A 22012-nucleotide genomic window follows, 5' to 3' on the forward strand; every position below is an offset into this window, starting at 1 on the left:
AGCAATGGGCGCAGTAGTTGACCGCGACGTCCAACGGACGGGCGCCGCAAAGGAGTCGGGGGCCGTCGAGACCCGCCGCCGGGGCGCCGTGCTGGAGAAGGCGATCTTCGACGCGGTCTTCGAGGAGCTGCGGCACGTCGGCTACGGCAAGCTCTCCATGGACGGTGTCGCCAACCGCGCCCGCACCGGCAAGGCCGGCCTCTACCGGCGCTGGTCGAGCAAGGAGACGCTGGTCCTGGACGCGCTGCGCAACGTGCTGCCGATCCCCGGCGAGCTGCCCGCCGAGGGCAACGTCCGGGACGACGTCCTGATGCTGCTGCGCTGTATGCAGACCGCCCTCAACTCGGCCCACGGCGCCGTCCTTCCGGAGGCCGCGGCCGATGTCGAGGGCGGGTGCGCCCGCACGGTGCGCGACTGCGTCATCCAGCCCTGCCGGGAGATGCTGCTGCAGGCGCTGGAGCGCGGCGTCGACCAGGGGAGCGTACGGGCCGAGGCGGTCACCCCGATGATCGTGGGCCTCGGCCCCTCGATGCTCATCGGACGGGTCGTCACCGGTGGTGTGCCGATCCCCGAGGAGTACGTCCTCTCCCTGGTCGACGACGTGCTGATGCCGCTGATCAGGCCCTGACCGCCGACTGCGGACGGCCCTCGCCGAACCAGTGCCCGAGCGCCTCGCGCAGGCCGGGGCCGTCCGTACCGTCCGGGTCCACGAACGCCGCGTAGCCGTCGGGCCGCACCAGCAGCACGCCCTCCGGGATCCCCTCGGCCGGCCGCGCCTCCACCACGTCGACCCGCTCCGCCCACGGCGCCGCGGCCGCGGCCGCCAGGCCCCGGCCGGAGGTGTCCAGGACCACGCCGCGCGCGGTGTGCAGGGTCAGCGCCACGTTCGACGGTCCGTCCGGGGTCTCCAGGTCCACCAGCGGCACCCGGCGGCCCAGCAGCGGGTGCGCCCGCGCCTGCTCCTCCTCGCCGCCCGGCGCCGGGTAGCGGATGCCCAGCGCCGTCAGCACGTCCACCAGGTAGTCGCGGACCTCCTCGAACTGCAGGAGGTCGGTGAACAGGTCCCGCAGCGGCTGCACCTCGTTCAGCGGGTGCAGCAGGGCCTCCTGGGCCTGGGTGTTGAGGGTCAGCCGGGCGCCGACCGGGTGCCGCTCCTCGTGGTACGAGTCCAGCAGGCCGGGCGGGGCCCACCCCTGGACGGCCGCCGCGAGCTTCCAGCCCAGGTTGATCGCGTCCTGCACCCCGGTGTTCAGCCCCTGCCCGCCGAACGGCAGGTGGATGTGCGCGGCGTCCCCGGCCAGGAACACCCGGCCCGCCCGGTAGCGCTCCGCGAGGCGGGTCGCGCTGCCGAACCGGGACAGCAGGTGCCGCTCGCCGAGCTGCACGTCGATGCCCATCACCCGCTTCACCGCGGCCGCGAACTCGTCGGTCGTGAGCGGGAGGTCGCGGGACGGCGGGACGACGTCGAACTCCATTGTGGTGAGCCGGTGCACGCCCGCTTCCATCGGGATCTGCGCGTACACCCCGCCCTGGGTGAGCCGCGGCCCGTAGGCGTCCTTGTTCGGATTGATCAGATCGACGTCCCCGGTGATCCCGTTGACGCTGGAGGAGGTGCCCGGGAACGCGATGCCGGCCAGCTTGCGCACGGTGCTGGAACCGCCGTCGCAGCCCACCAGGTAGGCACCCCGCAGCCGGTACTCCTCCGAGGCGCTGCGCACCTCGACGGTGACCCCGTCCTCGTCCTGCTCCAGGCCGACCACCTCGTGCACCCGGCGCACGTCCGCGCCGAGCTTGAGCGCGTGCTCCTCCAGGCGCTGCTCGACGTCCCGCTGCGGGACGCGCTTGGCGACCAGCTCCGGGGCGATGATGTCCTTCAGCTCCAGCAGGCCGAAGTTGTAGGTGCGGGCCTGGCCGTAGTCGTCGAACCAGGAGAGCCCGCGCTGCCGGAAGCTCTCCAGCGACCGGGCCTGGAACGTCTGGGCCCGCGACCACTGCGGCGCCTCGGGGAGCTTGTCGAGGACGACGACCTCCACCCCGGCCAGGCGCAGCTCACAGGCCAGCATCAGGCCGGTGGGGCCCCCGCCGGCGATGACGACCGTACGACTCATGGTTGAACTCCTCTGGTTTCTCTGACGGTTCGTGGGGCGGCCCGCGGCGGCCCGCGGCGGCCCGGAATGGCTCGGGAGGGCCCGGGACGGCCCGGGACGGCCCGGGGCCGGCCGGCCTCAGCGCGGCGGGCCGAGGAGCCGCCGGCGGGTGCCCAGCAGGAACAGCAGGACGTCGAGGAGCGCGTGCGGCACCCCGTAGCCTCCCCGCATCCGCAGCACCGACCGCACGTTCCACAGCCGGGTCTCGCCGACGTACCGGGGCGAGGCGTGCACGTCGTCGTAGGTGTGCAGCCGCAGCGAGCGCAGGCCGGCCCGCAGCCGCTCGACGTCGCCGGCCGGGATGATCTCGTCGCGCAGGCTCACCGTGCACGCCACCGGGACGTCCAGCGCGGCGAGTTCCTCGTCCTTCAGCGCCCAGCCCGCCAGTTCGGTGCCGAGGTCCTCGACCGGCACCCCGGTGAGGTGGGCGAGCGTGTCGACGGTCACCCGGGGCAGCGCGCGCTGCCAGTCGGCGTCCGTGAAGAAGTCGTGCACCGGCGCTCCCGCCAGCACCAGCCCGCGCAGCCGCGGGTCGCTGCCGGCCGCGCGCAGCGCCAGGTGGCCGCTGAAGCTCAGCGCCACGGCGTAGGTCTCCTCGACCCGGGCGCGGTCCGCGAGGGCGTCCAGCAGCGCGGGCAGGATCCGCCAGCTCTCGGAGTCGTAGCGCACGGTGTTCTCGCCGGCGCCCGGCATCTCGGTGACCACCATCGCCATGCCCAGCCGGTCGGCCAGGGCCAGCAGCGGAGCCCACTGCTCCTTGATGCTGACGATCCCCCCGCTCACCAGCAGCAGCGGGCGCGGCGCGGTGGCGGACAGGCCGGCGGCCCAGCAGCCGACCCGGCCGCCGGGCAGGTCCACGTCGATCCGCTCGATGCCGCTCTGCGTGCGCCGCCAGCGCTCGAACAGCTCGACGCAGCGGTCCAGGGCGCGTTGCCGGGCCGGTCCGTCGACGTAGGGGAAGCGGGCCATCGCGTGGCTGCGGATCGCCTCGGGCAGCTTGCCCGCCAGCTCCAGCTCGTCGCCGTCGCGGGACCACTCGTGCACCCAGGAGCCGGGGCCGTCCCCGTCGGAGGTGATCCGCTCCAGCACCCGCTCGTAGCGCTCGGCGGGGATGTTCTGCGCCTTGGCGTGCACCACGACGAACTGCTTGAGCTCGGTGACGTCGTTCACCCGGCACCCCCGGCCCGGGCCCCGGCGGACACCGGCGCCGCGGCGGACACCCCGGCCCCGAAGGACTCCAGGCCCTCCTTGACCTCGGTCAGGATGTCGGCCGCCTCGGCGCCGTCGAGGATCCGGTGGTCGAAGGCGAGGCTCAGCCGCATGGTCGGCGCGATCGCCAGGGCGCCGTCGCGCACCACCGGGCGGTCGGTGATCCGGCCCACGCCGAGGGTCACCGGGGTGCCGCCCACCGAGTGGAAGCCGTCCACGGCCCGGTGGCCGAGCGAGGTCACCGAGAAGGTGCCCATCCGCTGGGCCCGGCCGCCCAGCGGGCGCACCACCCGCCGGAAGGCGGTCTGCGCGATCGGGCGGGGCAGCTTGTGCAGCAGCGGCAGGCCGGCGTACTGGGGCAGCTGCTCGGGGTCGGAGTCCCGGTAGTGCTCCAGCTTGTCCTGGATCTCGTCGAGGTCCGCCCGGTCGAGGTCCGGCAGCACGGCGGAGAGCACCACCCGCTGCCCGCCCCAGGTCTTGTCCAGTGCGATCTTGGCGTGCGCCCCGGGGCTCGGCGCGACCTTCGGCAGCACGCCGCCGCGCACCGCGACGTTCGCCTGCGGATGGCGCACCAGCACCCGGGCGGCGGTGTGCAGCACGTAGCCGATCACCGAGTGGCGCCGCCCGGCCGGCTCCGCGCGGTGCTCCAGGACCCGGGTCATGTCCACCTCGGTGTCGAGGAACACCGGGGAGAAGGGCCGGATCTCCTCCAGGAAGTACAGCGTGTGCCGCCGCTGCCGCGGGACGTGGGTGCCCGTCACCTCGGCACCGCCGTTTCCCCGATGACGTTCACTGTCCGTTCCTCTCCCGAGCGTCGTGGCCTGGCCGAAGGGGAGAGCGGGCGATGGCACGAGGGCATCGAATGCCGCCGCCCGCTCCCCCGACCAGATTCGGCCCCGCCGCTAAAGCCGGGCTTAGCATCCGCTGCTGCGCCCGGCCGGGATCGGCCTGGTCAGCCCGCGTGCGAGAGGGCGGGCTGCGCGGCCCCCGCGAGGCCGAAGGCCTCGGCGAGCACCGCGTGCGAGCGCACCCGGGCGGTGTGGTCGTGGACCAGGCTGAACGCCATCAGCTCGTCGGCGCCGGTGCGGGCCACGAAGTCCTCCGTCTTGCGGCGGACCGCCTCCGGGCCGCCGACCAGGTGGCGGGCCAGCCGGGAGGCGAGGAACTCGCGCTCCAGCGGGGTGTACGGGTACTCGGCGGCCTCCTCCGGGCTGGAGTAGGGGCCGAGGTAGCCCTTGCGCATCTTGATCGCGGCCAGCCCGAGGGTGCCCCAGAGCCGCTCGGCCTCGGCGTCGGTGTCGGCGGCCACCATCATGGCGGTGACGATCGCGTACGGGCGCTCCAGCACCGCGGAGGGCCTGAACTGCTGCCGGTACAGCTCCATCGAGGGGATGCACGCGTCGCCGTTGAGGTGGTTGGCGAAGGCGTACGGCAGGCCCAGGGCGGCGGCGAGCTGGGCGCTGGACGGGCTGCTGCCGAGGATCCACAGCGGCGGGTGGTTGGCCGCCGAGGCGGGCACCGCGGTGACCGGTTCGGCGCCGCTCTCGGCGCTGAAGTAGCCGATCAGGTCGGAGAGCTGGCGCGGGAACAGCGAGCCGTTCTGCGCCCCGGCGGGACGCTCCAGGGCGTGCGCGGTGAGCGGGTCGACCGGGGCGCGGCCGATGCCGAGGTCGATCCGGCCCGGGTGCAGGGCCTCCAGGACGCCGAACTGCTCGGCGACCACCAGCGAGGAGTGGTTGGGCAGCATGACCCCGCCGGCCCCGACCCGGATCGAGCGGGTGGCGGCCGCGATCTGCCCGACCAGCACGGCGGGGGCGGAGCTGGCCTCGCCGGTGGTGTTGTGGTGCTCGGCGACCCAGTAGCGGTGGTAGCCCAGGCGGTCGGCGTGCGTCGCCAGGTCGACGGAGTTGCGGATCGCGTCCGCGGGGGTCGAGCCGGTCGGCACCGGGGTGATGTCGAGGACGGACAGCTTGAAGTCGGCGTCAGACAAGGGAGGTTCCGTTCATCGGGTGGGATGGGACGCCGGCGGCCCGGGGGCCGTCGGAGGTGGGGGTCGTGGGGGCGGGGGAGGCCGTCGGAGGGTTCCAGGCGTCCTCCGCCCTGGGCAGCGCGGCGAGCAGCGACCGGGTGTAGTCGTGCGCGGGCCGGTGGAGGACCTCGTCGACGGGGCCGCTCTCCACCACCTCGCCGTCGCGCATCACCAGCACCCGGTCGCTCAGGTGGTTGACCACGCCGAGGTCGTGCGAGATGAAGAGCAGCGACAGCCCCAGGCGCTCCCGGAGGTCGCCGAAGAGGTCCAGGATCTGCGCCTGGACGGACACGTCCAGCGCCGAGACCGGCTCGTCGCAGACCAGGACCTTGGGGCCGGGCGCCAGGGCCCGGGCGATCGCCACCCGCTGGCGCTGGCCGCCGGACAGCTCCAGCGGACGGCGCTCCAGCAGGGCCTGGTCCAGCCCCACCTGGTCCAGCAGTTCGGCGGCGCGCCGCCGGCGGTCCTGGGCCGGCAGGGCCTCCCCGACGATCTGCCGCACCGTCCAGCGCGGGTCGAAGGAGCCCAGCGGGTCCTGCTGGACGAGCTGGATCCAGCGCCGCCGCTCCCGGCGCGCGGTCTCCGGGCGGCCGGACCAGGGCTCGCCGAGCAGCCGCACCGCGCCCGCGTCCGGCTCCAGCAGGCCCATGGCGATCCGGGCGACCGTGGTCTTGCCGGAGCCCGACTCGCCGACCACGCCGAGGGTCTCGCCCTCGTGCAGGACGAACGAGACGTCCCGCACGGCGGTGTGCCGGCCGCGGCCGGTCGTCCGGAAGGTCTTGACCAGGCCGGACACCTCCAGGACCGGGGTGCCGGCCGCCGCGGCCGGCTCCCGGTGGACGGCCGGCGACGGCTTCCAGGGGGCGTCCAGGCGCAGGCAGCGGGCGGTGTGCCCGGGGCCGGTCTCGACCGGCACGGGCCGCTCGGCCCGGCACTCGTCGGCCGCGACCGGGCAGAGCGGAGCGTAGTGGCAGCCGCCCGCCACCGCTTCCGGGCCGCTGCGGCCCCCGGCCTCCGGCGCGGCGGCGCCCTCCGGCCGCGCGGGCCCGGCGAGCCGGTGGCCCCGGGTGCCGGCGGTGGGCACGGCCGCCAGCAGCCGCCGGGTGTACGGGTGGGCGGGGGAGCGCAGCACCTCGCCGGTGGGGCCCTGCTCGACGACCCGCCCGGCGTGCACCACCGCCACCCGGTCCGCCAGCCGGGCCACCACCGCGAGGTCGTGGCTGATCAGCAGCACCGCGGTGCCGGCCCGCTTCCGGGCGGCCAGCAGGTCCAGGATGCGCGCCTGCACGGTGACGTCCAGCGCGGTGGTCGGCTCGTCGGCGATCAGCACCTCGGGGCCGGCCGCCAGGGCCGAGGCGATCAGCGCCCGCTGGCGCTGGCCGCCGGACAGCTGGTGGGAGTACTGCCGGGCCCGGCGCGGGGCCTCGGGCAGCCCGACGTCCTCCAGCAGGGCCACCGCGCTGTCCCAGAGCGCGCGGCGCGGCGCGGGCCGGTGGTTGCGCAGCGCCTCGGCGACCTCGTGGCCGACCCGCCGCAGCGGGTCGAGCGAGACCAGCGCGTCCTGGAGCACCAGGCCGACGCGCCCGCCGCGGACCCGCTGCCACTCGCGCTCGGAGAGCGTGCGCAGGTCGGTGCCGGCGAGCTCCAGCCGCTCCGCGGTGACGGTGGCGGTCGGCCCGGCCAGGCCGAGCAGCGAGCGGGCGGTGACGGTCTTGCCCGAGCCCGACTCCCCGACGATCGCCAGGCACTCGCCGGCGGCGAGGGTGAAGCCGATGTCGTGGACGGCCGTGACCGGGCCGCCGGGCGCCGGGAAGGTGACCCGCAGCCCCTCGACGGTGATCAGCGGCTCGGGGGTGTCAGTCTCGGGCACCGGGGTTCCGCCCTTCGAAACGGCGGCGCAGGTCGCGGCCGACGACGTTGATGGTGAGCACCGTGACGGTGACGGCCACGCCCGGCAGGACCGCCGGCGCCCAGGCGACGTCCAGGAGGTCCCGGCTCTGCGCGAGCATCGCGCCCCACTCGGGGGTGGGCGGCTTCGGTCCGAGGCCGAGGAAGCTCAGCGAGGAGCCGGCGATGATCGCGCTGCCGACGCCGACGGTGGCGAACACCAGCAGCGGCGGGACGGCGTTGGGCAGCAGGTGGCGCAGGTAGATCCAGCCGCGGCGGCGGCCGAGCACGGTGGCCGCCTGGACGTAGCCGGACTCGCGGATGACCAGCGCCTGGCCGCGGGCGAGCCGGGTGAAGCCGGGGGTCAGCGAGCAGCCGATCGCCAGCACGGCGTTCCCGGTGCCCGGGCCGAGCATCGCCACCACCAGCAGCGCCAGCAGCAGCCCGGGGAAGGCCAGCAGGATGTCGGTCACCCGCATCACGGCCTCGTCGACGGCCCGGCCGCCGGCGGCGGCGAGCACGCCCAGCAGGGTGCCGGCGACGACCGCGATACCGGTGGCGCCCAGGCCGATGGCCAGCGAGGAGCGGGCGCCGTGGACGATCCGGCTGTAGAGGTCCTGGCCGAGCTGGTCGGTGCCGAGCAGGTGCCGGCCGCTCGGACCCTCCAGCGCCTCCAGCGGGTTGACCGCGTCCGGGGCCTGATGGGCCAGCAGGCCGGGCCAGACCACGGCCACCGCCAGCAGCGCCAGCACGGCCCAGGCGAAGGCCACCGCGCGGGGGCGGCGGCGCAGGGCGGCGCGGGCGCGGGCCGGCCCGGACGGCCGGGCGGCGGAGAGCGCGCTCATCGCAGGCCGCCGAACTCGCCGCGGGGCCGGAACGCCCGCCCCCGGGCGAGCACCAGCAGGGAGCGGCGCAGCGCGGCCAGCTCGGTGCGCGGGTCCCCGTCGACGACCAGCAGGTCGGCCTCCAGGCCGGTGCGCAGCCGGCCGGTCCGGTGGCCGACGCCCAGGGCGTCGGCGGCCGCCGAGGTCGCGGCCGTCAGGATGCTGGCGTTGTCCAGGCCGGCCCGGGCGAACCACTCCAGACCGTCGACGTACTGGCCGAAGCCCGAGCCGGGGATCCCGGCGTCGGTCCCGGCGAGCAGCCGGACGCCCTGCTCGTGCTGGTGGCGGACCAGGTCGAGCCAGGGGCGCACGCCGCTCTCGCCGATCCGCTTGATGGTCTCGTCGAGCACCGCGCTGAAGGTCGGGCAGACCGACGTCCCCTCGGCCGCGATCTTCTTGATCAGCTCGGCGGCGGCGTCGTCCGGCCCGCGGGCGCTGCCCGGCGGGGGGATGAACGTGCAGTGCTCCAGGGTGTCGACCCCGGCCTCCAGGGCGATCCGGACCCCGTCCGAGCCGTGCACGTGGGCGGCGACCGGGCGCCCGAACCGGCGCGCCTCCTCGACGGCCGCCCGGACCTCCTCGTCGGTGTACTGCGCCACCCACGGCGCCGGACCGTCCGGGGTGAGGCCGCCGCCGGTCGCCATCACCTTGATGACGTCCGCGCCGTTCTGCACGTTGCGCCGCACCACCGCCCGGATCTCCTCCACCCCGTCGGCCTGGCCGCCGAGGTACCAGCAGTGGCCGCCGGTGACGGTGACGGGCGCGCCGGCCGCCAGGATGCGCGGGCCGGGCAGCCGCCCGGCGGCGATCGCGTCGCGCAGGGCGAACGCGAGGCCGCCCCGGTCGCCGAGGTCGCGCACCGTGGTGACCCCGGCGTTCAGCAGCTCCTGGGCGCGCCCGGCCATCGCCAGCAGCAGGCTCCGGTCGTCGGAGGCGTCCAGCGTGGCCACCGCGTCGCCCTCGCCGCTCATCGACAGGTGGACGTGGCAGTCGATCAGCCCGGGCAGGATCGTCGCCCCGGGGAAGTGGTGCACGGGCGTCTGCGGAGCGGTCCGGCGGTGCACCTCGCTGTACGTCCCGACGAGTTCGATCCGGCCGTCGACCACCAGCACCGCGCCGTCGGCGATGCCCTGGTCGGCGGGATCGGGGAGCACCAGGTCCGCGTGGAGGATGCGAGCGGTCACAGGTGTGCCTCTTTCAGTCGGGGGTCGACGACCTGGTAGAGCCAGTCGACGACGAGGTTGATCAGGACGAAGGCGACGGCCGAGACGACGACCACCCCGGTCACCACGGGGAGGTCCCGGCCGGAGATGGCCGAGGCCATCACCCGGCCGAGCCCCTGGCGGGTGAACACCGTCTCGATCACCACCGCGCCGCTGAGCAGCGTGCCGACGGCCCACCCGGCGAGCGTCACCAGGGGGATCAGCGCGTGCCGCAGCGCGTGCCGGGTCAGCACCGCCGACCGGTCGGTGCCCCGGGCCAGCGCGCTGAGCGCGAACGGCTCGCGCAGCACGCTCTCCATGCCCTCGCGCAGCACCTGGGCGAACGGCCCGACCATGCCGACCGCCAGGGTGACCGCGGGGAGCACCAGGCCGTCGAGCCCGTCGCCGCCGGTCGCCGGGAACAGCTGCCACTGGAAGGAGAAGACGGTGAGCAGCAGCACCCCGATCCAGAAGCTCGGGCTGGAGCTGAGCACCAGCTCGACGGTGGAGGAGAGGAGCCGCAGCCGCGGGCGCCGCCCCGCCGTCGACAGGGCCAGCACCAGCGCCAGGCCCAGGGCGATCGCGAAGCCGGCCAGCGCCAGCTGCGCCGTCGGCCAGAGCTGGTCGAGGATCACGTCGGAGACGTCGGCGTTGAGCTGGAAGGAGTGGCCGAGGTCCCCGCGCACCAGGTGGCCGAGGAAGTCCCCGTACCGGACGGCCAGCGGGTCGTCCAGTCCGAGGTCGGCCCGGACCTGGGCGACGGCCGCCGGGGTGGCGGCCGTCCCCCCGAGGACGATCTGGACCGGGTCGCCGGGCGCCAGCTGGAGGGCGCCGAACGAGACGGTGGCGGCGCCCAGCAGCACCAGGACCGACAGCGCCAGCCGGCGCGCCAGCCACCGGAGAGTGCCTGTCACGCGCCCTTGCCCTTCGACACGTCGTAGAACAGCGGGTAGCCGGTGGGCTCGAAGCTCAGGCCCTTCAGGCTCTTCGACGCCCCGAGCAGGTACGAGGGGGTGTACACGGGGATGACCAGGGCCTGGTCGACCACGTACTTCTGCACCTGGACGTACTCGGCGTCGCGGGCGTCCCCGTGCGGGGTGCCGGCGGCGTGCCGCAGCCACTCGTCGAGCTGCGGGTCGTTCACCTTGAGGACGTTCATGCCGCCCTTGGCCGGCCCCTGCTCGGACTCGAACAGGGTGCGCAGGATGTCGGGCTCGGCCCGGACGGTGCTCGCGTCCCAGAGGTCGGCGTCGGCGGCCATCACGCGCTTGGCGTAGCTGCCGGTGTCCAGGCCCTCGCGGTTGACCTCGATGCCGACCTTCTTGGCGTCGGCGGTGATGCCCTGGGCGAGGACGTCGCGCTGCTCGCGCAGCAGCTGCGCGCCGAACGGCCAGGCGAGGGTCAGCCGCTTGCCGTCCTTGACCCGGTAGCCGTCCGCGTCCTTGGCGGTCCAGCCGGCCTCGTCGAGCAGCCGGTTGGCGAGGTCCGGGTCGTAGCGCCAGGTGTTCTCCAGGGACTTGGCGTAGCCCGGGGTGGTGGGGCTGAGCGGGCTCCAGGCGCGGTTGTACTGGCCGAAGTAGACGGTGGAGACGAGCTGGTCGAGGTTGACCGAGCGCTGCAGGGCGGTGCGCACCCGCTGGTCGGCGAGCGGCCCGCGGTTGCTGTTGAGGTGCACGGCGTAGACGCCGCCGGGCGCCTCGGCCTTGAGGTACTGGAGCTTGCCGTTGGACTTCAGCGCGGCGACCCGGGAGGGCGAGAGCCCGCCGACGGCGTCGAGCTGGCCGCTGGTCAGCGAGCCGATGCGGACCGAGTCCTCCTGGATGAACTGGATGCTGATGGCGTCCAGGTAGGCCGCGCCGGTGTGCTTCGCGGAGGACGGCCCCCAGGCGTACTTGTCGTTCCGGGTGAGGTCGATCTTCTGCTTCTTCGTCCAGGCCGTGAAGCTGAACGGGCCCGAGCCGACCGGGCTGCTGCAGACCTCGGTGTTGTCCCGCTTGAGCGACTCCGGGGACTGGATGCCCAGGTAGGCGGTGCTGAGCGCCTGGAGGATCGGCGTGTACGGGCGGGACAGCCGCACCCGCACGGTCGACGGGTCGACGACGTCCGCCCCCGCGTACGGGCCGAGCAGGCCGACGGCGTACTGCGACTTGGTCTTCGGGTCGACGGCGTGGTCGAGGGTGGCCTTCACGGCGGCGGCGTCCAGCACCGTGCCGTCGTGGAAGGTGACCCCTGATCTGAGGTGGAAGGTGTACGCCGTGCGGTCGTCGGAGATCTCCCACCGCTCGGCCAGCCAGGGCTTGATGGTGCCGTCCGGGGCCAGCTCGACCAGGGAGTCGAAGATGTTGCGGTCGATCAGGGCGGCCACGTCCAGCGGGCTCACCTGCGGGTCGATGCAGGCCGGCTCGGTCTCGACGGCGTACCTGAGGGTGCCGCCCGCGACGGCCGGGCCGGATCCGGAGTCCGGGTCCGAGTCCGATCCGCAGGCCGCCGCGGCGGGGCCGATCAGCAGCACGGCGGCGGAGAGCAGCGCCGCGGGCCGCGGCGCGTTGCGCGGGCCGCGGCCGGCGGCCCGGGCGGTCGCGGGGGTGGCTGCGGCGGCCTGGTGGTTCGGGGTCTGCAAGGTTCCGTCTCCTCGTGCGCATGACCGGTTCGTGAGAACGGCCTCGGCAGAGTCGTCCCGACGGTGCCGACAGTCCGTTGCCGCACTCTGGCCGCCGGTTCTAAATCGGTCCTTAACAGCCGATCTGACGAGCGGTCATGACAATCCGGGGAGGGTCCGGGGGCGCGCACGCCGAGGGCGGGGCGCGACCGGGTCGCGCCCCGCCCCTCGGCGGAGACGGGTCAGCTGCGCTCCGCCATCAGGCGCACCAGAGCGCTGCGCGAGGTGATGTTGAGCTTGCGGTAGATCCGGTTCAGGTGGACGTCGACCGTCCGCGGGCTCAGGTGCAGCCGCTCCGCGACCTCCCGGCTGCGCAGCCCGGCGCCGGCGATCGTGGCGACCTCGCGCTCCCGGTCGGTCAGCACCGACAGCGCCGCCCCGCTGCGGGCCCGCCCGGCCGGCTCCTCGCCCGGCCGGTGCGGCAGCGGCGCACCGAGGATCCGCGGTACGGCGACCGGCTCCGGGACCATCGCGCGGCCGGTGATCGCCTCGGCCCTGGCCCGCAGCGGCTCGGCCCGCCAGGCCCCGTCCGACTCCGCCAGGCAGGTGGCGGCGTTCGCCAGCGTCCAGGCCCGGGCCCAGAGGACCTCGGTCGACTCCAGCAGGTCGGCCGCCTCCTCGTAGAGCGCGGCGGCCCGCCCGGACGCGCCGTTCTGCCGTGCCAGGTGGGCCTCGGCGGCGAGCGCGAACGCCCGGTCGTGGGCCGGTCCCGCCGCGGCCGCCGCGGCGGCCTGCAGGGCCCAGACGGCGGCCGGCCGCCCGCGGAAGGCCGAGGCGCCGGCGAGCAGTTCGTGGGCGCGGGGGCGGACCGGCGGCGGCAGCTGGGGCAGGGTGGGGTCGGTCGCGACCGGGCTGAGCAGGTTCAGCCCCAGCTGGTGGTCGCCGGCGAGCTGGGCCGCCTCGGCGAGCCAGAGGCGGGCCAGGGTGCTCCAGTGGCCGTTCTGCGAGACGAGCGGGGCGGCCGGGCCGCCGTGCCGGTCCGTCAGGGCGCCCAGCACGCCGCTGACCGAGGCGACGGTCTTGGCCAGGCCGCACTCCAGGCCCGACTCGGCCACGGCCGCCTCGGCGGCGGCCGCGGTGGCGCGGGCCTCGTCGAGCCGGGCCAGCCCGATCCGGCTGAAGGCCAGGCCGAGCAGGAAGACGGGCCGCAGGTAGCCCTGGCCGGTGGCCCGCAGGGCGGCCTCGCCGCGGGCCAGGTGCCGTTCGGCGGAGGCCGGGCGGCCGAGGACGAGTTCGCTCCAGCCGACGGCGGCCAGGTACTCGGGGTGGCCCGCGGTGCTCAGCTGGTCGACGGCCTCGGCGGCGCGGTCGGCCGCGGCGCCGGCCCGCGCGGTGTCGCCGGTCAGCGCCGCGTGCAGGGCGTCCATCGCGTACGCGCCGGCCAGGTTCGCCGGGTCGGCCGTCCGCGGGGCCAGCCGCAGCGCCTCGTCGACCTCCTCGCGGGCCGGCGGCCGGCCGGCGAGCAGGTCGATGAACCCCTGGAGCAGCAGGACGGCGACGTGCTCCCCGCCGTCGCCGTCCGAGGCCCGCAGCGGGTCGGCGCCCGTCCCGGAGGCGAGCACCGAGCGGGCCTCCACGTAGTGGCCGAGGGCCGCTCTGATCCGGGCGCCGAGTTCGACGGCGGCGCTGCGCAGGCCGGCCGGGGCGGCGCGCTCGGCGTCCAGCAGTTCGAGGAGGATCTCGTCGCTCTCGGCCAGCGCGCCCGTCGAGGCCAGCGCGGTGGCCAGGGTCAGCAGCACCTGGCCGCGCTCGGGGCCGGCGGGCAGTCCCTGCAGGGCGAGCCGCAGCCAGCGGGTGGCGGTCACCGGGTCGGTGGCCAGCACCTGGTGCGCGGCGCGGTGCAGGAGCGCGGCCTGCTCCGGCAGCGGCTGCGCGGCGAAGCGCTCGACGTCCCGGGCCACCTCGTGGTCGGGGGCGCCGAGGGTGGCCCGCGCGCCGGCGGCCCGGCGGTGGGCCTTGATCCGGGAGCAGGGGGCGAGGTCGTCGTAGATCGCGCGCCGGAGCAGCGGGTGGCGGAAGACCAGGCCCGGCGCGTCCTCGTCCGTGGTGCGCAGCAGGTCCCGGGCGTTCAGCGTGTCGATGATCTCGCAGGTCCGCTGGTCGTCGAGGCCGGCGACGTGGGAGACCACCCGGCTGTCGACCGGGCTGCCGGCCACCGCGCAGGCCTGCAGGACGAGCAGTTCGTCGGGGGCCAGGGCGCCGGTCTCGCTGAGCAGCCGGGCGGCCAGCTCCTCGGGCACGGCCTTCACCGGGATGGGCTCGGCGGACGCGGACTGCTCGGTCAGGCCGGCCCGGGCCGCGACCCGGGCGAGCGCGTTGAGGTAGAGCGGGACCCCGTGGCTCTCCCGGTGCAGCCGGCGCAGCAGCGGCGCGTCCGGCTCCATGCCGACCAGGGCGGCGGACTGCCGCCGGGTCAGCGGGGCGAGCTCGATCCGCCGGACGGTCCGCTGCTCCACCCCCTGGGCGAGCGTGCCGCGCAGCCGGGGCGCGGCCTGCCGGGGGCGCTGGGCGACCACCAGGTACAGCGGGATGGTGATGCGCTGGCGCAGCAGGTAGTCGAGGACCTTCAGCGAGTCGGGGTCCGCCCAGTGCACGTTGTCCATGATCAGCAGCAGGCCGTCCTGGGACCAGTCGCGCAGCAGGCCGTTCACCGCCCGCAGGAACTCGCAGCCCTGGTCGGTGCGGGGGGCGGCGGCGGTGTCCGGGCCGTTGAACGGCCCGTAGGCGAGGGTGCGGACCAGGGCGGCGGGGTCGGCCGTCGCCGGCGCTCCCGACCGGTCGCCCAGCGGGTTGGCGAAGGCGTCGGCGACCAGGTGGTAGGGGCTGGCGGACTGGTACTCGGTCGCGCAGCCGCGGAGCACGCGGATGCCGCGGCGGTGGGCCTCGTCGGCGAGCGCGGACAGCAGCCAGGTCTTCCCGGAGCCGGGGTCGCCCCGCAGTTCGGCGGCGGAGCCGGAGCCGGTGGCGAGCGCGTCGAGGCCGGCGACGAGCGCGCGGAAGGCGGGGGAGTGGGCGGTGGACGGCTGCCGGGAGCAGACAGGGGAGCTCACTGTTGCCGACACGACTTCCGATCTCCTCTGCTTGAGCTGACATGTCCGGAATTGCGCTGGGCGCCGGGATGACCGAAGGGCGGTGGTTGGCATCCTAGTTCGCCGGGAGGCTCCGGAACGGGTCTTTGACAGGAGTCACACGGAATTTACGATTCCGGTCATTCATGCCGACTTCACCGACCGCGTTCCCGGTATTCTCCGCGCTGTTTCCTTCGTTTACGAACCCGATGCCTGCATAAAGTTAGTCAGCGTCTTATGCCTTCACGCCCCGGCCACGGCCTGCGCACACCGCGAACGCCGGGCGGCGGGGGCCGGGGTCGGCGGCCGGGTTCCGGCCGCGACGGCGGGGCGGTCCGGGCGGTCGGTCGTTTAATGCGAGCTTAAGAGCGGTGCGCCATCGTGCCGCGGACGGCGGAGGGAAGCAGCGAAGGCGGAGGAAAAGTGATGCACGGGACATTCTGGTCGGGTATCGGGCGAAGAATCATGCGGTTCATGCCGGGCTGGTCCGCGCTCGCGGTCTGCTGGGGCTCCACGGGACTCGGAGTGGTCCTCCTCCCCCCTGTCGAGGAGCATTCGGAGCCCGCCCTCGCGGGCCCGCCGCCCGGTCATCCGGAACGGCTGCTCCCCCCCGTCCCCCTGAACGACGAGGAGCGCGCGCTGTGGTCGCAGTTGGTCTGACGCCGGACACCGGACGCCCGGTGGAGGCGGCACGATGAGGCGGATCGTCGTCGTCGGCGGGTCGATCGCCGCCCTCACCGCCGCCGGGAGCCTGCGGGCCGAGGGCTACGACGGCTCCCTCGTCCTGCTGTCCGAGGAGGCCCATCCTCCCTACTCCCGGGTACCGCTGTCCAAAGGACTCCGCTCGGGCGACGCGCTGCGGGACGCGGTGCTGCTGCCGGAGCCCGGGGACGGCATCGAGCTGCGCACCGGCGCCCGGGCGGACTCCCTCGACCCCGCGCGCCGGGTGGTGACCCTCGCCGACGGCGAGGAGGTCCCGTACGACGGCCTGGTCGTCGCCACCGGCGCCCGCCCCCGCCGGCTCGGCGGCGAGGGGGAACTGGTGGTGCGCACCCTCGACGACGCCGAGCTGCTGGCCGCGCGGCTGGCCGGGGCGCGCAGCGTCGCCGTGGTGGGGGCCGGGTTCCTCGGCATGGAGCTCGCCTCGACCTGCCGCGCCCTCGGGCTCGACGTCACCGTGATCGACCGCGATCCGCCGCTCGCCCGCCTGCTGGGCGACTGGCTCGCCGGCCTCGTGGTCGCCGCCGCGCGCGAGCGGGGCGTGGCCTTCCGGCTCGCGCCCGGGGGCGTCACCCCGCTCGGCCCGCACGCTGTGCGCCTCGGGCGGGAGACCGTGGAGGCCGACGTGGTCGTCACGGCGGCCGGCGACCTGCCCAACGCCGAGTGGCTCGCCGGCTCCGGCCTGCCGCTGGACGGCGGCGTGGTGGCCGACGAGCGCTGCCGGGTGGCCCCGGGGATCGTGGCCGCGGGGGACGTGGTGGCCCGCCGCACCCCCGACGGCCGCACCCGCCGGACCCCGCACTGGACCAACGCGGTGGAGCAGGGCCGGGCCGCCGCGGCCGCCCTCCTGCACGGCGACGCGGCGCCGCCCTACCGGCCCGACCCGTACTTCTGGACGGAGCAGTTCGGCCTGGACGTCAAGATCAGCGGCCGGCTCCCGGCGGCCGGGGCGCCCGAGGTGCTGGCCGGCTCGGTCGAGGACCGCGCCGCCCTGCTGCGCTGGCGGCACGACGGCGGCGCGACGGCGGTCGCGGTCAACCACCGCCTGCCGGTCCCGCGCCTGCGGCGGTTCGGCGCGCTGGCGGAGGAGGCCGCCGCGCCCTGAGATCCCGCGGACCCGGACGGAGCGTGACGGCGCTCCCCGGCCGGCCCTGCCGGACTGCGCGGGCGGGGCGGTCGGCGCCAGGGTGGAGGGCGGGGGTGTCGAGCCGAGGAGCGGGCATGGCGGAGCAGCGCGGAGGGACCGGCCGCATCGTGGTCGGCGTGGACGGGTCGGAGCCGTCGAAGCGGGCGCTCCGCTGGGCGGTGCGGCAGGCGGAGCTCACCGGCGCCGCGGTGGAGGCGGTGATCGCCTGGGAGTACCCGACGTTCCACGGCGCGCGCGGCTGGTTCCCGCCCGGGAGCACCGACGAGGCCGAGCTGGAGGGCAAGGCGCGCCGGGAGGCAGCCAAGGCCGTCCAGGAGGCGGTCGGGCCGCGGCCGCCGGCCGAGGTGCGGGTCGCGACGCGCCACGGCTCCCCGTCCGGCGCGCTGATCGACGCCTCCCGGGGCGCGGACCTGCTCGTGGTCGGCAGCCGGGGCCTCGGCGGCTTCTCCGGGATGCTGCTGGGCTCGGTGGCCCAGCACTGCACCCGGCACGCCGCCTGCCCGGTGCTGGTGTTCCGCGACGGCGGCTGACGCCCGGCTCCCGGGCGGCGTCGGCGTACGGCGCCGTCAGCCGAACAGGACGGTGGACGCCGCCGGCACGGCCAGCGAGCCCGCCCGGCGGGGCAGGCCCGTCCCGGTGTCGACGTCGAACCAGGTGACGTCCCCCGAGCGCTCGTTCGCCGCGTAGAGGCGGGTCCCCGCGGGGTCGAGGACCAGGTCGCGCGGCCACGCGCCGCCGCACGGCACCGAGGCCACCGCCCGCGCCCGCTCGCCGTCCGCGTCGAGCGCGAGCACGGTGATGGTGTCGGTGCCGCGCACCGCCGCCCACAGGTACCGGCCGTCGCGGGAGACCACCGGGGCCGAGGGGAGGACCGCTCCCTCGGGGCCGTCGGGGAACAGCGGGGCCTCGCCGACCGGTTCGAGCACCCCGGCCGCCGCGTCCCAGCGGCACACGGTCACGACGGGGCGCAGCTCGCCGAGCACGTAGGCGTGGCGCCCGGAGGGGTGGAAGGCGAGGTGCCGCGGGCCGGTGCCGGGCGGCAGCGCGGTCTGCCCGTGCAGGGCCGGCTCGCCGGTCACCGGGTCCAGGGCGAGGATCCGCACCGCGTCGGTGCCGAGGTCGACGCCGAGCACCCAGCGCCCGGACGGGTCCGGCACCACCTGGTGGGCGTGCGGGGCGCGTTGGCGCTCGGGGTGCGGCCCGCCGCCCTCGTTGGGCAGCACGCCGCTCGGGGCCTGCGGGGCGCCGTCGGCGGCGAGCGGCAGCACGCTGACGCTGCCGGAGCCGTAGTTGGCGGTCAGCAGGTGGCCCTGGGAGAGGGCGAGGTGGGTGGGCTCGTCGCCGCGCACCGGCACGGGCGCCCCGAGCGGACGGGGCAGCGGACCGGAGAGGTCGAAGGCGGCGACCGCCCCCGGCAGCGTCTCCGAGACGGCGTAGAGCACCGGGCCGCCCTCCGCGTGGCCGAGGGCGAGGTAGGACGGGTTCGGAACGGCGTCGACGGTGCCGGTCACGCTCAGCTCCCCGGTGCCCGGGTCGACCGCCGCCACGGTGATCCCGCGCCCGCCCGCCGAGGTGAACGACCCGATGTAGGCCCGCACCGCGCCCCTGTCCTCCACAGCACCCTCCGTCGTCCGTCGTCCGTCGTCCGCCACCGGCGCTCCGACGCTAGCAGGCGGCCCCGCCGGACCGCCCGGGGCGGCCGGCGGATGTCACCGGAACGCACCGCCGCCGCGGCGGCCGGGTCGCGCTCCGGCGCGGTTGCGGCGACGGTGGGAGGGCTGGAGGACGTGGTGGAGGTGCTGACCGCCTTCCGAGGGCGTTGTCCGCCCCTTCCCCCCGGCGCTGCGAGAGCGAGGCGGCATGTACGACCCCGACCCACCCTTCCGGCCGGTTCTCCGGCGGCAGGGCTACCTGCCGCTGGAGGACCTCGGCCTCATCGGGGACGGCACCACCGCCGCCCTGGTCGGCCTGGACGGCTCCATCCCCTGGCTGTGCCTGCCCCGGTTCGACGCCGAACCCCTCTTCTGCGGCCTGCTGGACCACGCCCGGGGCGGGCACTTCACCCTCGCGCCGGAGGACCTGGTCGAGGCCCGCCAGCGCTACGAGCCGGACACCGGCGTCCTGGTCACCGAGCTGCGCTCGCGCACCGGCCTGGTACGCCTCACCGACGCGCTGGCGCTGCGCTCCGGCGCCGACCTCACCGACGACGCCGCCGCCGGCCGCTCCGAGCTCGTGCGCTCCGCCGTGGTGGTGGACGGCCACGTCCGCCTGCGGGCGGAACTGGAACCGCGCGGCGGCGCCCGGACCAGGGCGCTGTTCAGCGGGCTGGAGGTGCGCCCGACCCGGCGCCCGGGCCTGCGGCTGCACCTGCGCTCCAACCGCCCGCTCGACGGCCTGCACAGCACCCACGACCTGCGCCGGGGCGAGCGGCTCGACCTCGTCCTCTCCTGGGGCCGCGTCCACCGCCACCACCGGGTCGACACCGACGCCATGCTGACCGACACCGCCGACGCCTGGCGGCGCTGGATGCGCCACTTCGACTACGACGGCCCCCAGGAACCCCTGGTCAGACGCGCCGCCGTCACCCTGAAGCTGTGCGACGACTGGGCCGACGGCTCCCTGGTCGCGGCGCCCACCTCCTCGCTGCCCGCCCCGATCGGCGGCATCCGCAACTGGGACTACCGCTACACCTGGATCCGCGACGCCGCGTTCGCCGTCTTCGCGCTGCGCCGCATCGGCTTCCGCGGCGAGGCCGACGCCTTCCTCGGCTGGGTGCTCGACGCCTTCGAGGACAGCGGCCGGCCCCGGATCATGTACGCCCTGCGCGGCGGCCCCGTCCCGGACGAGACCGAGGACGGCGAACTGGAGGGCTACCGGCGCTCGGCCCCCGTGCGCTGGGGCAACGGCGCGGCCGACCAGCGCCAGCACGACGTCTACGGCGAGATCCTGGACTGCGCCGACCAGTGGCTGCGCGCCGGCGGCGAGATCCAGCCCGCCCTGTGGGAGGGCCTGGCCACCCTCGCCGACGCCGCCGAGGAGGCCTGGCGCGAGCCGGACCAGGGCATCTGGGAGGTGCGCAGCGAGGGCCGGATCTTCACCTACTCCGCCGGGCTCTGCCAGGTCGCCCTCGACCGGGCCGCGCAGATCGGCGAGCGGCTCGGCCTGCCGATCAGGACCGCCCGCTGGCGCGCCTCGGCCGACCACCTGCGCCGGCTCATCCTGGAGCAGTCCTGGGACGAGGGCGCGCAGACCCTCAGCGCCCACCTGGACGGCGGCGGCGTCCTGGACGCCAGCCTGCTCGCGCTCCCGCTGCGCCACGTGGTGCCGATCGACCACCCGCGGATGGTGGCGACCGCCGCGGCCGTCGCCGAGCGGCTGTCCGCCGGCGGCGGGCTGCTTTACCGCTACCTGCACGAGGAGTCCCCCGACGGCCTGGCCGGCGACGAGGGCGCGTTCGTGCTGTGCAGCTTCTGGCTGGTCGACAACCTCATCGGCCAGGGCCGGACGGAGGAGGCCGAGGAGCTGTACGCCTCGCTGTGCTCCCGGGCGAGCCCGCTGGGGCTGATGTCGGAGCAGATCCACCCGTCCACAGGAGAGTTCATGGGCAACTTCCCCCAGGCGTTCAGCCACATCGGGATCACCGCCAGCGGAGTGAACCTGGCCCGGGCGAGGGCGGGGGTGCGGCGATGATCGAGCGGCTCGCCGTCCTCGGCGCCACCGGCGACCTCGCCGCGCGCTTCCTGCTGCCAGCGCTGGCCGCGCTGCGGGCGGGCGGACACCTCGGCGAACGGCTGAGCCTGACCGGCGCGAGCCGGGAGGACTGGTCCACCGAGCGGTACCGGGAGTGGGCCGCCGAGCAGCTCGACCGCCACGCCGGGGACTGCTCCGCCGAGGCCAGGGCGCGGGTCGCGGCCTCGGCCCGGTACCTGCGGGCCGACGTCACCGACCCCGCCGACGTCGCCGCGGTCGTCGCCGGGGACGGGCCGGTCGCCGTCTACCTGGCGCTGCCCCCGGCGCTGTTCCCGGCCGCGGTCTCCGCCCTGCACCGGGCCGGCCTGCCGGCGGGCAGCCGGATCGTGCTGGAGAAGCCGTTCGGCGAGGACCTCGCCAGTGCCCGGGAGCTGAACCGGCTGATCGCCGAGCTGGTGCCGGAGCAGGCGGTGTTCCGGGTCGACCACTTCCTCGCCATGACGACCGTCCAGAACGTCCTCGGCAGCCGGCTGGCCAACCGGGTGCTGGAACCGATCTGGAACAGCACCCACATCGCCGAGATCGACATCGTCTGGGACGAGACCCTCGCGCTGGAGGGCCGGGCCGGCTACTACGACCACGTCGGCGCGCTCAAGGACATGATCCAGAACCACCTGCTGCAACTGCTCTGCCTGGTCGCCATGGAGCCGCCGATCACCCTCGGCGAGCGCGACCTGCGCAACCGCAAGGTGGACGTCCTGCGGTCCGTGCGGCCGCTGACCGAGAACGACGTGCTGCACCGCACCCGCCGCGCCCGCTACCTGCCGGGCAGGATCGGCGACCGCGCCGTCCCCGCGTACGCCGACGAGGAGGGCGTCGACCCGCGGCGGCGGACCGAGACCTTCGCCGAGGTGGAACTGGAGCTTGAGGGCTGGCGTTGGGCCGGCACGCGGTTCCGGCTGCGCAGCGGCAAGGCGCTCGGGGCGGACCGCAAGGAGGTCGCGGTGCGCTTCCGCCCGGTGCCCCACCTGCCGTTCGGCCAGGGCGGCGGGGCCCGGCCCAATGTGCTGCGCTTCGCGCTCGAACCCGAGGGGCTGGCCCTCGACCTCACCGGCGTCGGCAGCCGGGCTCAGGAGCTGGCCCCGCTCTCGCTGACCGCGCGGATGGACCCCGCCGAGCTGCCCGCCTACGGCCGGCTGCTGCTGGACGTCCTGACCGGTGATCCGGCGCTGTCCATCCGCGGCGACGAGGCCGAGGAGGCGTGGCGGGTCCTCGAACCCGTGCTCGCCGCCTGGGAGCGGGACCTCGTGCCGCTGGAGGAGTACCCGGCCGGCTCGGAGGGGCCGGCCCCGCGGTACCCGTAGGCGCGG

Annotated in this window: 17 protein-coding genes; 6 read left to right on the forward strand and 11 right to left on the reverse strand. The window is 75.7% G+C overall.

From position 1 onward, the window contains the following. The first annotated feature begins 4 nt into the window (after positions 1-4). Positions 5-628: a TetR/AcrR family transcriptional regulator gene (locus tag ACFC0B_RS39255; protein ID WP_376097831.1), complete on the forward strand. Its 624-nt coding sequence runs from the start codon at positions 5-7 to the stop codon at positions 626-628. Here the strand turns inward: ACFC0B_RS39255 and ACFC0B_RS39260 are convergent. The 10 genes from ACFC0B_RS39260 to ACFC0B_RS39305 form a co-directional block, all read right to left on the reverse strand. Then, complete coding sequence (locus ACFC0B_RS39260; RefSeq protein WP_376097834.1) at positions 618-2108, reverse strand: FAD-dependent monooxygenase; 1491 nt, start codon at positions 2106-2108, stop codon at positions 618-620. The genes ACFC0B_RS39255 and ACFC0B_RS39260 overlap by 11 nt on opposite strands. A gap of 117 nt (positions 2109-2225) precedes the next feature. Further along, positions 2226-3317 (reverse strand): alpha/beta hydrolase, encoded by a 1092-nt coding sequence (locus ACFC0B_RS39265; protein WP_376097838.1) that lies wholly within the window; start codon positions 3315-3317, stop codon positions 2226-2228. Continuing rightward, entirely contained in the window at positions 3314-4117 is an 804-nt protein-coding gene (locus tag ACFC0B_RS39270; protein ID WP_376097841.1) for a 2-oxo acid dehydrogenase subunit E2, read from the reverse strand. Before ACFC0B_RS39270 ends, ACFC0B_RS39265 begins: the two co-directional genes overlap by 4 nt. Positions 4118-4308: 191 nt before the next feature. After that, on the reverse strand, positions 4309-5346 hold the full coding sequence (locus tag ACFC0B_RS39275; RefSeq protein WP_376097844.1) for an LLM class flavin-dependent oxidoreductase: 1038 nt from the start codon (positions 5344-5346) through the stop codon (positions 4309-4311). Then, complete coding sequence (locus ACFC0B_RS39280) at positions 5339-7255, reverse strand: dipeptide ABC transporter ATP-binding protein (protein ID WP_376097847.1); 1917 nt, start codon at positions 7253-7255, stop codon at positions 5339-5341. Before ACFC0B_RS39280 ends, ACFC0B_RS39275 begins: the two co-directional genes overlap by 8 nt. After that, a complete protein-coding gene (locus ACFC0B_RS39285; RefSeq protein ID WP_376097850.1) occupies positions 7242-8117 on the reverse strand; it encodes an ABC transporter permease in 876 nt (291 codons plus the stop codon). The genes ACFC0B_RS39280 and ACFC0B_RS39285 overlap by 14 nt, the downstream gene beginning before the upstream one ends. Next, on the reverse strand, positions 8114-9340 hold the full coding sequence (locus ACFC0B_RS39290; protein WP_376097853.1) for an amidohydrolase family protein: 1227 nt from the start codon (positions 9338-9340) through the stop codon (positions 8114-8116). Before ACFC0B_RS39290 ends, ACFC0B_RS39285 begins: the two co-directional genes overlap by 4 nt. Then, positions 9337-10272, reverse strand: a complete 936-nt coding sequence (locus tag ACFC0B_RS39295) for an ABC transporter permease (protein ID WP_376097856.1) — start codon at positions 10270-10272, stop codon at positions 9337-9339. Before ACFC0B_RS39295 ends, ACFC0B_RS39290 begins: the two co-directional genes overlap by 4 nt. Beyond that, positions 10269-11978 carry an ABC transporter substrate-binding protein gene (locus tag ACFC0B_RS39300; RefSeq protein ID WP_376097859.1) on the reverse strand — a complete coding sequence of 570 codons (1710 nt, stop codon included), beginning with the start codon at positions 11976-11978 and terminating at the stop codon, positions 10269-10271. The genes ACFC0B_RS39295 and ACFC0B_RS39300 overlap by 4 nt, the downstream gene beginning before the upstream one ends. Positions 11979-12199: 221 nt before the next feature. Then, entirely contained in the window at positions 12200-15079 is a 2880-nt protein-coding gene (locus tag ACFC0B_RS39305; protein WP_376097862.1) for an AAA family ATPase, read from the reverse strand. Between the two features lie 480 nt (positions 15080-15559). Between ACFC0B_RS39305 and ACFC0B_RS39310 the strand changes: the two genes are divergently transcribed. The 3 genes from ACFC0B_RS39310 to ACFC0B_RS39320 all read left to right on the forward strand — a co-directional run bounded on the left by ACFC0B_RS39310 (position 15560) and on the right by ACFC0B_RS39320 (position 17482). Beyond that, positions 15560-15745: a DUF6059 family protein gene (locus ACFC0B_RS39310; RefSeq protein ID WP_376097865.1), complete on the forward strand. Its 186-nt coding sequence runs from the start codon at positions 15560-15562 to the stop codon at positions 15743-15745. Positions 15746-15779: 34 nt separating this feature from the next. Beyond that, positions 15780-16910, forward strand: a complete 1131-nt coding sequence (locus ACFC0B_RS39315) for an NAD(P)/FAD-dependent oxidoreductase (RefSeq protein WP_376097868.1) — start codon at positions 15780-15782, stop codon at positions 16908-16910. 116 nt (positions 16911-17026) lie between these two features. Next, on the forward strand, positions 17027-17482 hold the full coding sequence (locus ACFC0B_RS39320) for a universal stress protein (RefSeq protein ID WP_376097871.1): 456 nt from the start codon (positions 17027-17029) through the stop codon (positions 17480-17482). Between the two features lie 36 nt (positions 17483-17518). Here the strand turns inward: ACFC0B_RS39320 and ACFC0B_RS39325 are convergent, their stop codons facing one another. Further along, positions 17519-18568 carry a lactonase family protein gene (locus ACFC0B_RS39325; protein WP_376097874.1) on the reverse strand — a complete coding sequence of 350 codons (1050 nt, stop codon included), beginning with the start codon at positions 18566-18568 and terminating at the stop codon, positions 17519-17521. Between the two features lie 244 nt (positions 18569-18812). Here ACFC0B_RS39325 and ACFC0B_RS39330 point away from each other — a divergent pair, with 244 nt between their 5' ends. Together ACFC0B_RS39330 and ACFC0B_RS39335 are read left to right on the forward strand one after the other, a co-directional pair. Continuing rightward, on the forward strand, positions 18813-20642 hold the full coding sequence (locus ACFC0B_RS39330; protein WP_376097877.1) for a glycoside hydrolase family 15 protein: 1830 nt from the start codon (positions 18813-18815) through the stop codon (positions 20640-20642). Further along, positions 20639-22006 (forward strand): glucose-6-phosphate dehydrogenase, encoded by a 1368-nt coding sequence (locus ACFC0B_RS39335; protein ID WP_376097879.1) that lies wholly within the window; start codon positions 20639-20641, stop codon positions 22004-22006. Before ACFC0B_RS39330 ends, ACFC0B_RS39335 begins: the two co-directional genes overlap by 4 nt. The last annotated feature ends 6 nt before the right edge of the window (positions 22007-22012 follow it).

It is taken from the genome of Kitasatospora sp. NPDC056184 (genome assembly GCF_042268405.1).
Classification (GTDB): domain Bacteria; phylum Actinomycetota; class Actinomycetes; order Streptomycetales; family Streptomycetaceae; genus Kitasatospora.